The organism is Natrinema soli, assembly GCF_028618695.1.
This window is the reverse complement of sequence record NZ_JAQIVI010000231.1, coordinates 20,068-32,301: the sequence shown is the minus strand read 5'-3', so window position 1 is coordinate 32,301 and position 12,234 is coordinate 20,068. Positions and strand designations below refer to the sequence as shown.

The window sequence follows — 12,234 nt, the reverse complement described above, 5'->3', positions numbered from 1 at the left end:
CGAGGAATCAGCGACGCCCCGGCTGCGCCCCGCTCCGCGACGCCCGAGGGCCGATCGGATGCGGCGCTCGTCGACCGCGTCGCTGAACTCACGGCATGGATCGAGACGCTCGCACACAAGATGTTCCACGCGTGCATCCGGTCCGACTAGATCTCAGAGGAAGAGGAGGTTCGGATTCTCGAGGGAATCCTCGCGGCGGACGGCAGCGGACGCGAGTTCGTTGGCCGATTCGAGGTAGACGGTTATGACCGACGACTAGCCCGTCACGTCGACGGCACTAGTGCACGTCTACCGGTTCGTTTTTACCCCCGTTGGCAGTACTAGTGGTTGAATGGTCGCATTCCGGTCGCTCTGGCTATTGCTGCCACGGCCAGTCAGGAATCTCCCTGCCGATCTCGCCGCCGTGGTCGCGCTCGTCATCACAACGAACGTCGCCGCGCTGGCCCCCGTGATTCGGGAGACCCCGCTCCGGGTTCCGCTCGGGCTCGCGTTCGTCCTGTTCGTCCCGGGGTATGCGTTTATCGCGGCGCTGTTCCCGGAAGCTGGCGAGTCACCTGTGTCGGTTGACGAATCTGGTTTACCGGCCGACAGCGAGGTGATGGATGACGAATTGGAGCCGGATGGCTGGTACGACTCCATCGCCTCACGGTCCGGCATCGACGGTCTCGAGCGCGTCGCCCTCTCGTTCGGCCTCAGTATTGCAGTCGTTCCCCTGATCGGACTCGTCCTGAACTTCACGCCCTGGGGAATTCGTCTCGTTCCGATCGTGGTGTCAGTCAGCGGCTTCACGCTCGTCGCGACAATCGTGGCAGCCAGTCGCCGGCAGGCGCTGCCCGTCGACGAACGGTTTCAGGTCCCCTATCGGGAGTGGTACGCCGCCGGGCGGACGGAGTTACTCGAGCCGGATACGCGTGCGGACGCCGCGCTGAACGTGCTGCTCGTGGTGTCGGTCATGCTTGCCGTTGGGACCGTGGGGTACGCGGTGATGGTCCCGCCCGACGACGAGCAGTTCTCGGCGATCTATCTGTTGACCGAGGACGACGACGGCGAGTTAGTCGCCGACAACTATCCGACCGAGTTCGTCCAGGGTGAGAGTCGGGAACTGTTCGTCGGCATTGACAACCACGAGCAGGAGACGACCGAGTACACGGTGGTGGTCCTCGAGCAGGACGTCGAGGTGGTCGAGAACGAGACGGCCCTCGAGGAGGGGGAGCCGAATGCGACGGTCAACGAAACGGTCGTCCGAGAGCAACGCGAACTCGACCGGTTCAGCACCACGGTCGCGCACAACGAGAGCTGGCACCAGACGTACGAACTCGAGCCGACGATGACCGGCGAGAATCAGCGCGTCGTCTGGTTGCTCTTCCCCGGCGGCGACGTCCCGGCCGAGCCCTCGATGGACGATACGGAGTACTCTGTTCACCTCTGGATGAACGTTTCTGAGTCGAATACGGGCTCGAACGAACGTCTTGAGAGTCGAGTCTCAGCATAATACTCAGCTCCCGCATTCAAGAGTCATTCATACGCTTCGGTGAGTGTAATGTCCTGTTCTTCGGCGAAGGCTTTCACACGACCCTGTGTTGCGCGGGTGAGGTCGACGTTTGGGAGATCGACGAGTACCGCGGTCGGTACGGCGGAATCCTCGGCGCTTCGACTGTTCAACAGATCGAACGCAAGAACCGCGAAGCGTGGCGCTCGTTCTTCGCACTCCGAGAGAAGGGCGAAGCCAACGGCAAGCCCGGCTTCTGGGGCAACCAAGACGAGGGCCGCGAACTATGGACGTATATCCGCAACACGTCGTACTCGGTCGAAGAGGGGCGACTACTCCCGCCTCGAAATTCCTGTCGGCCAAGACCTGAAAGAGGAGTACGGCTTGGGTACCAAGAACGGTTTCGGCTCGAGATTCGCGGTGAACCCAACTGAAAAGAGTACGACAAGCAGTGGCGGTTAGAACCGTATTGTGACGGCGTGAGCGAGACGTTCAGGGCCTTTCAGTCAGTCACTATCGACAATTCTCGACTGGCACATCCACTGGCGGACGAAACCGCTGCTCTGGACATCGGCACGAACAATATCGTCGCCTGTACGGCTTCGATCGGCGAGCAGTACCTGTACGAAGAACACGACCTGTTCGAACGGTTCCGCGAGACCACCCAACGGATCGCCAAACTGCAATCGAAGCTCCGCGAAGACCGGTACAGCAGCGAGTGAACCGCCTCGGGGTCAAGCCCCGAGGCACTCGGCCTGCTCCGCCTGTAGATACGGCCGCTGTACCGCCGTTGGACGCGGTAGTGCGGCCATACACAGGACGCGCTGGCCCATGACTTGGTCGAACCTGAGACAGCACGAAACGGTAGCACGGCCGATGGCACGGCCCGTGTGCCTCAAGTAGGACGACCTTCATGGTCGGAGCTACCACGCTCTCACCGTCCCAACGAGGAGCATACGAACCCGAAAGTTGCCTCCGTGGTCGTTCGAGACGACTTTGTCGTCTCGTGATGACGAGAGAAGAGCTTGCTCTCTCGAACCATCTCGGCATAGCCGAGACTCCCAGCGCGAGGAAACCCCGGCGTGAACGCCGGGGAGGATGGCATTTGATCGAGTTCGTCCAGGGTGAGAGTCGGGAACCATTCGTCGGCATCGACAATCATCGTTCTCCCAGTGGAACACTTTTCTGACTGTTCTATTTTAGCAAATATATATATATGCCTGACATGTTTCTCACAGGTTAATTCATAAATATACAAGTAAATCTCCTATCTGGTGAAAATACTTCATGTTCCTAATACCGAACGTTTATGCAAGCGTTTCTGGTATGATGATACAGCCAATAGATCTGTGATCAACCACAGATGACGAATAAACAACATGATGAGGAAACTGTGACCGGTCTGCGAACCTTGGAAGGGGAAGACGGAAATCAACCACTATGAGTACATCTGAAGGAAGCGATCAGAGACATCCAACCGCAATCGAATCGGAACCGGGATCACTCGAGGACGGCCTCGAGCAGAAGGCGGGACGCGAAATCACCAGCGATCACGAGGCCGACGACCTCCTCGTCGGTCCGGATAGCGACCAGATGCCGGCGCTGAGCGTGGTGATGCCGACGCTCAACGAGGAAGACGGCGTCGCGGAGTGCATCACGCGGGCGAAGACCGCGATCGCCACACTGGGGATGCCCGCCGAGATCATCCTCAGCGACAGTTCGATCGATCGCACGCCCGAGATCGGACGGGAGTTAGGGGCGATCATCTACGAGCCCGATCAGCCGGGGTATGGCTACGCCTACCGGTACGCGTTCGATCGTGCCCGCGGCGACTACATCGTCATGGGCGACGCCGATACGACATACGACTTCGAACAGATCCCGCGCCTACTGGCCCATCTCCGCGACGAGGACGGCGATATGGTGATGGGTAGTCGACTCGAGGGCGAGATCAAGCCCGGCGCGATGCCGTCACTGCATCAGCATATCGGCAATCCGTTCCTGACGAAGTTCCTGAACATCTTCTACGGGGCCGGCGTCAGCGACGCCCACAGCGGCTTTCGGATTTTCACGAAGGAGGCCTACGAGACGATGGATCTCGAGACGACTGGGATGGAGTTCGCCAGCGAGATGATCATGGAGGCCGGCGCGAAGGACCTCACGATCGTTGAAACCCCGATCGTCTACCACGAGCGAGAGGGCGAGGAGACCCTCGAGAGCTTCCGCGACGGCTGGCGGCACGTCCACTTCATGCTCGTGAACGCGCCGGGCTACCTGTTCTCGGCACCGGGACTCCTGTTGTGTCTCGTCGGGCTCGCCGTGATGGGCGTCACGTATACCGGCACCGCAGTCAACGGTGTGACCCTCGGGCTCCACTCGATGATCGCCGGGAGCCTGTTGACCATCGTCGGCTATCAGATCTCCAGTCTCGGGGTCTTCGCCGCCGTGGCGAGCGATCCCATTCGGAAACCCGAGGACCCCATCACGCAGCGCGTGACACAGTCACTATCGCTCGAGCACGGCGCGACGGCCGGGCTGGCGGTGTTCGCAGTCGGGGGTCTGTATGCGGCGACGCTGGTCGTTCAGTGGATCTCCAGCGGGTTCGGCTCGCTCGAGTTCACGATGAGCGCGATGCTGGCCTTTACGGCGATCGTCATCGGGCTCCAGACGGTGTTCTCGTCGTTCTTCCTGAGCGCCATCAACCAGTAGCGCTCCGTCGAAATTTCTTTTCGCGGTTCGTACCACGGCCGCGTGGTGACTTCGTATCCAGGGACGACTGCAGCACTCGAGCCACCGGCTTGGGTTCTGGCCGTGCTATGGATCCGGATCAGCCGACGTGACCGGAGTGACATCCTCCTCGCCGTAAACGGCGAGGCTTCCCGTACCGCGGGTAGGATATTTGCCGGTCTACGATACGACCTGTTCTCTCATGTTGAACGTCCCGCTCTCGCGGTTGAACAAGTGTACCGATGGCTGTGCCACACAGCCGTTACTCCTATCCTCGCCGTGAGGACTCGGAGTTATCTTCTGTCGCATATTTTCCGCCCCATTACAATCCGCGTTGGCTACCAATTCACACGACGAGCAGACATACAAGCCACGGTGCTTACGGTTAGACTTCGTGTCGTCGCCACACCGTGAGCAGGTCTTCGACGTGTCCCACTCGTTCTCTTTCAGCACCTCGACACCGCGTATCTCTCCCTTGTAATCAAGGTACTGGTAGATGCGATCGAACGCCCACGAGTGCAACTTCTTGTTCCCCGTTTTGCCCCAGTCCGAGTCTCGCACATCTTCAGGCCAACTCACTGTGAGTGTGCCAACACCCCGTTCGACACACTCGGTAATAATGGTGTCTGTAAGCGTGTGGTAGAAGTGCGTTTCACGGTCTGCGAGTTTTCGACGTGCCCACATTGACTTCTCAGACGGATCGCTCTCGCCTTCAGTGTCGTACTCTGCACGAGTGAAATAGTGCTTGTCTTGCTTGAGCGAGTTGCCGGGGTACAGAACATATTCATCAGGGAATGCGACCGTGGCGATGTTTGTGATGCCGAGGTCGATGCCTGCTACTCCGTCGCCTGTTGAGTCAGTGGTTTCGAGTTCAACTTTGCAGACGAAGTGTAGTTCCCACTCGTCGCCATTCCAAACCGCTCGAACGTTCTGTACTTTGTTGACTTCTGAGAGGTGAATATCTGGACGTGTCTGATATTCACAAAGGATGAAATCTGAACGGTGTTCTTTCAGGTTCTTCCCCTTTGAGAGCCGTACGCGATTGTTCTTGGAGTCGTGTTTGAACCCGTCTGCTTTGAACGTGACCGTACTACGCGGGCGTTCATCGCTGTGTTTGCGGTAGCCGGGCGGATTCGCCTCGTTGTCCTTCTGTCGCAGGTTGAACCATGACTGGAAAGCGTCGGAAAGTTCTTCGATGACTTTCTGACTGGATTGTGCGTTCAAGTCTTTCCAGCACGCTTGGTTCTTCATGTACGATTTTAGCGGGGCTTCGTTAGGGATCTCACCGATTGCATCCCACACACGGCCTGCCGTCCATCGTGCGACGTTCCAGATTTTTGAGACAGAATCGCCGAGCGAGTCAAGGTCATCGCAGACCTGTCGCTGGTTTTGAATGGAACCAACGTAGGTACGAGTGACCTGAACCGCCATACATAGCCTATGTTGGTTCGGTTACTTAATGGTGTGGATTCACAGTAAATATCCAGTCTGCCATCGACGGTGGGGGTGTAGCCGAGTGACGCGATTCATGCCCGCCGTGAACGGCGGGATTCTCTCGCTGTTTAAAGATAGGTCGAACAGAGGCCTTCATCGGCGAGCTTACTCGCGCCATACACGCTGATCGGCTCGAGAGGTGCGTGATCTTCGGGGGTCGGCCGCGGCGCTTCCCCGTACACCGTCGACGTCGAGGTGTAGGCGAGCTCCGAGACGCCGACATCCTGCATGGTCTCGAGCACGTTATAGGCCATCTGCGTGTTCGCTTCGAACTGTGCCCGGCGGGCGGTCGCTGTTTACGGCTTTCGACGCTGCGAGGTGGAAGACACGATCGACGTCGCTCGTGAGAACTCCCTCGAGCGCATCGGGGTCAGTGAGATCGCGCTCGATGAGGGTTGCCTCGTCGGGCACCCACCCCTTGTGGCCGTTCGAGAGGTTGTCGATGACCGTGACGTAGGCCCCGCTTGCGAGCAATCGATCGGTCAGATGTGAGCCGATGAAACCGGCGCCGCCGGTGACGAGAACGCGCTGCTCGTGCATATGTGTCCACGAGGGTGGGAGACGGTAACGGGTTCGACTTCACCGATCTCGCAGTGGTACCCCTGCGTTTGGCGTGGTTGGTAACAGGACGTCGGCGTTGGTGCGTTCGATCAGTATTTCGCACCAACTATTTAGATATCGAGAAACACATGGTATTTTGTGTCTGACGTTATACTCACATACCAACTTCGATGATAGAACTCGTCAAAGCACTGCTCTTTGGGACCGCGGAGCCGACCGTCATTCGGGAATGCCGTCGATGTGGCACCAGCGTCTCGGCATCGGTCACCCATTGTCCCAAGTGCGGGGCCGATGCGATTGTTCAGTATCGGACCGAGTGAATGGCCGAGTTGCAGGTGATCTTTGCGATCGCCGTCACCGTTACACTGTCCGAATGACACTCGCTTCTTCCAACCGTTTGACCACGTACTGACGCCGCTCTCGTCCCGCTTGTGACATCCTCCCCGCCGATTACGGCGGGGGACTCTCTCGCTGTTTTAGTTCTCGCGGTATCAAGCACGTCGGGGCGGGACGCTCCGAACCAACGTCCTCAGAACCGCTCCGCGATTCTGGTGTCGAGGCGAATCAGAGATTCGCCGACCGTTGGAGAGCAAAGCTCTCCAAGAGGCTGCGAAAATCGCGAAGCGATTTTCGAACGCCTGTGGAGACAGCCGCTCCTACGGGAACCACGTCGGTTCCTGCAAAGTGCGCCCTCGAAGCAGGAAGCCCCACCCTCAAGCGCGAGTCGTCAAGCGAGCGGTAGGGTAGGGTAGCTCACGCCAAATCGTCGAGTGACGCGAGCGCATAAAGATCAAGCATACTGAGAACGAGGATTGCGAGCGGCATGGCCACGTCGCCGAAGTTGACCGTCTCGAGGCGGAGCGTGGTGACAAGGAGCGGGTCGGTGACCGAGCCCGCAGCGAGGAGCGTGCCGGAACTGAGCACCACGAGTGCAGCCCCGTACAGCGCTACCCAGCTGCAGCCGCGCGCCCACTGGCGGCGGTAGAAGTGGCCGGCGCCCGGCCAGCACGTGGCCAAGAGATACGCGGGCCACGGCTTTATCCGCGCACTGAGACGAACCACGTTCGCCGCGGCCCGTATCGAGAGGGAATCGTCGCCGGTCGGCTGTGGCCCGGTATCCGTTCCGGTGGGTGTCGAACCTGACGTGGCCATAGTAACCGCGTCCACACTCAGGCCCTAAAGTGTCAGTCAGACGCTCGCACGACGGCGGCGTGCTCCTCTGGTGGGCTCCCGGTTGTGGGTACCGGCTAGTTCTGTGTGGAATGTTACCAATGGACAATTCTTTATCCTCTCGGACGAAGTCAACCCACGAAGTCGGAGATCATGGAAACGGAAAATGTCGAGTGTAGAGAGTGCGAGGATAGTACGGTACACCTCATCGCTAACGAGACGGCCTACTGCATCGTCTGCGGAGTACCTGACACGAGGGAGCTGCTTGATGACTGTGAGATTTCCTACTGTCTGGATGATGCAACCCATCTCATCGTTCTCGATCCGAGACGGGCGGAACGCCAGAGTGAACGGTACTGTGCATCACATGTCGGGTTAGCTGCCGACGATGCTCGAGCCGATCCTGCGAGAGAGTTGGTATATGGGCCAGTGGCATTCAAGTAGCACACATCGTTACACACCGCAGTTGAGCAGGGCTTCTCGGGAGAGACGATCGGATCATGGCTGCCATAGCCACTTGTGGCTTGGCTCGTCTCGAGTGTGGCTGTCAGGGGGATACGCCATGAACGCTGTCGTCCTCGCGGGTGGGTACGCGACGCGGATGTGGCCGCTCACAAAAGAGCGACCGAAGATGTTTCTCCCGATCGGTGAGGGAACCGTGTCGACCGGATCTTCGCCATCCTCGAGGCGGACACACGGATCGACGAGGTCTCCGTCAGCATGAACGAACGCTTCGCTGATGACTTCGAGGGGCATCTTGCCAACAGCGAGTTCGCCAAGCCGCGTCTCTCGATCAAAGAGACATTCGACGAAGACGAGAAGTGTGGCGTCATCGACGTCGGGTGAGGAAGCAGCGGCCCTATATAACCAGATCGCGCCCAAGCGCTAGTTCTCGTTCTGTGTCGCGCAGAGTCCCGCTGGTGACGCTCTCCTGTGGCCCTAGTCTCCGGCTCCAGCGCCGTTGAGCATCTCGGTCTGAGGCTGACAATTCGAACAGGCATGGAGGACGCCCTGATTGTCCGCAAAGACGCGCTTGTAGTGGGCCGTAACGTGAGAGCCGCAGTTATCACAGGTTGCCATACTCAGTTCACCTCATCGTTCTCAACCCCCTCATATACCATTACTGACTTCTCGTATCGTACATGGACGGTCTGCAGGTCGGTTCTTGCCCCTTCCACTGGTAGCCATCCCGGCGGCTGGCGTCCCCGTTGCGATCGACGAGGAGGTCAGGGCCACAGTCACGGCAGTTGCTGGCACTGTCTTCACAGGCTGTCGAGGCGGATGCCCCGACCCTTGAGGACGGGGAGGAAGCCGACACTTGGGAATAAGTCCATACCAGAGACAGACCGACTCCCGAATGAATAAGTAAGCGAAGGCGATAATGTGAAACATGGTGGAGTACCGTCGTTCCGCCGTCATCAAGCTCGACACGCCCGAAGGAGCTGACAAGCACCTCAACGAGACTGTCGAGCAGTTCAAACACTGCGCCAACACCGCAAGCGAATGGTGCTGGCATGGCGACGACGGCTACCACGTCACCTCGAAAGCCAAAGCTGAACGCGCTCTCTACGACCAACTCAAAGACGAGACAGACCTCACTGCAAACCTCGTCCAGAAGGGCATTCGCAGAGCAGTCGAAGCCGTCAAAAGCGGAGTCAAACGACTCAAACGAAGTGAGAAAACGTCACAACCTCACTTCTCGTCAGAAAGTGCGGTGTACGACAAGCGAAGCGCGACATTCCACCGCGACCACGTATCCCTATCCACCGTAGATGGGCGCGTTGAGTGCGACTACATCCTTCCCGACGACTCGGAGACACCACCGACCAAGTACATCTCCGACGAGGACTTCGAGTTTCGGATGGCCCACTTGCAGTACCGTGACGGCGACTGGTACCTCCACACTTCGATGCGAAAAGTCGAAGAAGACGAAGCGTCGTCTGAATCCGAGTCCAAGCACAGAACAGTCCTTGGTGTGGATTTGGGCGTCAACAACCTCGCAGTCGCTTCAACAGGGCAATTCTGGTCGGCAGACGAGTTCAACCACTGGCGTCGAGAGTACGAAAACCGACGTGGCTCACTCCAACGGTGTGGCTCTCGTCACGCCCACGAGAACATCGAAAGCGTTGGTCGAAAAGAGTACGGTCACTTCGAGATACACCTGCATACGGTAGCAAACGAAATTATTGAGGAGGCCGTCGAGAACAATTGTTCGCACATCGTATTCGAGGACTTGACGTACATCCGCAAGAACATTCCTGAAGCAACGTGGCAACACGTCTGGGCGTTCCGACGCCTCTACGAGTACGTTGAGTACAAGGCTGAGGAACACGGTGTCGAGATTGTACAGGTTGACCCGCGTAACACGTCAAAGCGTTGCTCGACGTGTGGGTTTACCCACGACGACAATCGGTCGAGAGAGACCTTTGAGTGTCAGAACTGCGGGTACGAGAACCATGCCGACTACAACGCATCAAAGAATATCGGATTGCAGTATCTCCGTCGCAGGCAAAATGCAGGCGATAGAGGCGCACCTGTAGACGTGCGCTTGAATCGCGGGACGTTGAACGTGAGTGGGGAGTACGTGCCTCCTGCCTCTACTGAGGCATAGAACGGAAGTCCACGCGAAAGCCTCGGGACTTGACCCCGAGGCAGTTTACGAGCAATCCGGAGTGACGTCCTTCCACGGCTGAAGGCACGATCTCTTCCCGAGCGCCTTTGCCGCCACCAACGACCGTCCCAACGCTCTCTACGTCGCGCTCTGTGTTGTCGCCATCGCTGCCGCCGCCGTCGTTATCGGCAAACAAGTCGTCGGCGGCATCGTCCTTGCTGCACTCATCGGCACTGTCCTCCCCTACACCATCAATATCGCGTGCTTCGTTGGGTTGCGTGTCCACCGCACTGATGTCGAATCTGGTCTCTCAGGCGTTTCGGTTCACCGCCTCGAACGGCACCTCGAAGCTCGCTTCGACGGTGTTCACCAGAAAATCGAGGTGGATGTCCCGTCCTCAAGGAGCGAGCGGATCGGTAGACCCTGAGCGAAATGACATCCTCCCCGGCGTGAACGCCAGGGTTTCCTCGCGCTGGGAGTCTCGGCTATGCCGAGTTGGTTCGAGAGAGCAAGCTCTCTCGTCATCACGAGACGACTTCGTCGTCTCGAACGACCACGGAGGCAACTTGCGGGTTTGTGTGCTCCTCGTTGGGACGGGGAGAGCGTGATGACTCCAGCCAGTCGTGACTGTCCCACTTGAGGCACACGGGCCGTGCCATCGGCCGTGCTACCGTTTCGTGCCGTCTCAGGAACGTCTCGCTTGCAACGAGATCCGCGTGACCTTCGAAGCCGCAAGAACACGTCAGCGTGTCCTGGTGCCGAGTCGTGTCCTCGGTCGAACCGCAGTTCGGACACGTCTGGGAGGTCCACGCTTCCGTGCGGACTTCGACGGAGATGCCATACTCTTCGGCGGTATCAGCGAGTCGTCCGACGAACCGCCGGAACGCCCAGAAGTTGTGCAGTTTGGCGTTCGTCCGAACCGACCAGTGCGTCTCGAGCACGTCGATTAAGTCGCCGACGTACACCGTCGAAACGCCCTCGTCGTACAGTCGTTCTACGAGGTCGCGGGCGAGCGCGTCCATCGCGTGGTCGCGCCGTCGCGTCCGACGACGGTACAGTGAGTCGATCTGCTTCGAACTGTACCGCCCGTCCCGAAGCTTCGACTGGAGATCGGCAATCCGTTGCGTGGTCTCGCGGAATCGTTCGAACAGGTTGCGGCCCTCGTACAGGTACTGCTCGCCGGTCGAAACCGTACAGGCGACGATGTTGTTCGCACCGATATCCAGAGCGGCGGATTCGTCTGCCAGTGGTTGTGCCAGTCGAGAATTGTCGATAGTGACTGGCTGAAAGGCCCTGAACGTCTCGCTCACACCGTCGTAATACAGTTCCAACCGGCCCTGCTTGTCGTACTCTTTCCAGTTCGGATTGCTGCGAACCTCGAGCCGGAGGCGTTCTTGGTATCCAAGACCGTACTCTTCTTTCAGGTCTTGGCCGACGAGTATCTCGAGCCGGGAGTATTCGCCCCACTCGACCGAGTACGACGTGTTTCGGATGTACGTCCGCAGTTCGCGGCCCTCGTCTTGGTTGCCCCAGAAGCCGGGCTTGCCGTTGGCTTCGCCCTTCTCTCGGAGTGCGAAGAACGAGCGCCACGCTTCGCGATTCTTGCGTTCGATCTGCTGAACGGTTGACGCGCCGAGCGTACCGCCGTACCGTCCGCGGTATTCGTCGATCTCCCAAACGTCGCCGTCCGGGTCGTCGAAGTTGGTTCGACGCTGGTAATTGATCTCGTTCCAGAGAGCGGCTGAAGCGTCCAACAAGCGGCGAAGTAACTCCTCGTCCTCGTCGGACTGAGGAACTACTTCGAACTCGTTGGTGCGCTTCATCGCTACATCTATGTACGAGTGCAACTAACATAAACCTACGGGTTCTCGTAGATGCTGTGTCGAACCACGTTAACATCGAAGTGCCCGACGACGAACAGTACGAGCACATCAAACGCGTGAAAAACGAACACGGCCTGACGTGGCGTGGGATGTTGATCCACGCCGCCGACGACTTGGAGACTCCGGCCGGGGAGTAACCGGTGGTTCGCGTCGTCGAATGACGCGATTCACGCCCGCCGTAAACGGCGGGACTCTCTCGCTGTTTTAGGTAGGGTAGGGCAGTTTACGTTGAGTGAACCGCTAGAGATCAGATACTTATTCTTCCAGAGAGTCTTCTTCGCTAGCACACAATCTCGTCA

The 12,234-nt window shown here is 58.6% G+C and carries 9 protein-coding genes and 3 pseudogenes; 6 read left to right on the top strand and 6 right to left on the bottom strand.

Annotated features, from left to right (window positions below):
* Nucleotides 1-331 precede the first annotated feature (331 nt).
* The 3 genes and pseudogenes from PGX04_RS15240 to PGX04_RS15230 all read left to right on the top strand — a co-directional run bounded on the left by PGX04_RS15240 (nucleotide 332) and on the right by PGX04_RS15230 (nucleotide 4,198).
* A complete protein-coding gene (locus PGX04_RS15240; RefSeq protein ID WP_273739281.1) occupies nucleotides 332-1,492 on the top strand; it encodes a DUF1616 domain-containing protein in 1,161 nt (386 codons plus the stop codon).
* Nucleotides 1,493-1,596: 104 nt separating this feature from the next.
* Nucleotides 1,597-2,205 (top strand): annotated as a pseudogene (locus tag PGX04_RS15235) (transposase); the annotation flags it as partial.
* Between the two features lie 724 nt (nucleotides 2,206-2,929).
* Nucleotides 2,930-4,198, top strand: coding sequence for a glycosyltransferase family 2 protein (locus tag PGX04_RS15230; protein ID WP_273739280.1), 1,269 nt, complete (start codon nucleotides 2,930-2,932; stop codon nucleotides 4,196-4,198).
* 198 nt (nucleotides 4,199-4,396) lie between these two features.
* On the opposite strand, the gene PGX04_RS15225 is transcribed toward PGX04_RS15230, so the two are convergent.
* The 3 genes and pseudogenes from PGX04_RS15225 to PGX04_RS15210 form a co-directional block, all read right to left on the bottom strand.
* On the bottom strand, nucleotides 4,397-5,647 hold the full coding sequence (locus tag PGX04_RS15225; protein WP_273739279.1) for an RNA-guided endonuclease InsQ/TnpB family protein: 1,251 nt from the start codon (nucleotides 5,645-5,647) through the stop codon (nucleotides 4,397-4,399).
* A gap of 143 nt (nucleotides 5,648-5,790) precedes the next feature.
* A pseudogene (locus tag PGX04_RS15220) lies at nucleotides 5,791-6,250 on the bottom strand (NAD-dependent epimerase/dehydratase family protein); the annotation flags it as partial.
* 774 nt (nucleotides 6,251-7,024) lie between these two features.
* The gene (locus tag PGX04_RS15210) at nucleotides 7,025-7,423 is read right to left on the bottom strand and encodes a hypothetical protein (RefSeq protein WP_273739278.1); all 399 of its coding nucleotides are present in this window, start codon (nucleotides 7,421-7,423) and stop codon (nucleotides 7,025-7,027) included.
* Nucleotides 7,424-8,003: 580 nt separating this feature from the next.
* Between PGX04_RS15210 and PGX04_RS15205 the strand changes: the two are divergent.
* Nucleotides 8,004-8,275, top strand: a pseudogene (locus tag PGX04_RS15205) (nucleotidyltransferase family protein); the annotation flags it as partial.
* A gap of 105 nt (nucleotides 8,276-8,380) precedes the next feature.
* Here PGX04_RS15205 and PGX04_RS15200 read toward each other — a convergent pair.
* Nucleotides 8,381-8,521, bottom strand: a complete 141-nt coding sequence (locus PGX04_RS15200) for a DUF7563 family protein (RefSeq protein ID WP_273739277.1) — start codon at nucleotides 8,519-8,521, stop codon at nucleotides 8,381-8,383.
* Nucleotides 8,522-8,834: 313 nt separating this feature from the next.
* Here PGX04_RS15200 and PGX04_RS15195 point away from each other — a divergent pair, with 313 nt between their 5' ends.
* A complete protein-coding gene (locus PGX04_RS15195) occupies nucleotides 8,835-10,052 on the top strand; it encodes an RNA-guided endonuclease InsQ/TnpB family protein (protein WP_273739282.1) in 1,218 nt (405 codons plus the stop codon).
* On the opposite strand, the gene PGX04_RS15190 is transcribed toward PGX04_RS15195, so the two are convergent.
* Both PGX04_RS15190 and PGX04_RS15185 read right to left on the bottom strand, forming a co-directional pair.
* Nucleotides 10,039-10,338 (bottom strand): hypothetical protein, encoded by a 300-nt coding sequence (locus tag PGX04_RS15190; protein WP_273739276.1) that lies wholly within the window; start codon nucleotides 10,336-10,338, stop codon nucleotides 10,039-10,041. The two genes, PGX04_RS15195 and PGX04_RS15190, sit on opposite strands and share 14 nt — an antisense overlap.
* A 238-nt stretch (nucleotides 10,339-10,576) precedes the next feature.
* Nucleotides 10,577-11,875 (bottom strand): RNA-guided endonuclease InsQ/TnpB family protein, encoded by a 1,299-nt coding sequence (locus tag PGX04_RS15185; RefSeq protein WP_273739275.1) that lies wholly within the window; start codon nucleotides 11,873-11,875, stop codon nucleotides 10,577-10,579.
* Nucleotides 11,876-11,931: 56 nt separating this feature from the next.
* On the opposite strand from PGX04_RS15185, the gene PGX04_RS15180 reads away from it, so the two are divergent.
* Entirely contained in the window at nucleotides 11,932-12,072 is a 141-nt protein-coding gene (locus PGX04_RS15180; RefSeq protein ID WP_273739274.1) for a hypothetical protein, read from the top strand.
* Nucleotides 12,073-12,234: the final 162 nt, after the last annotated feature.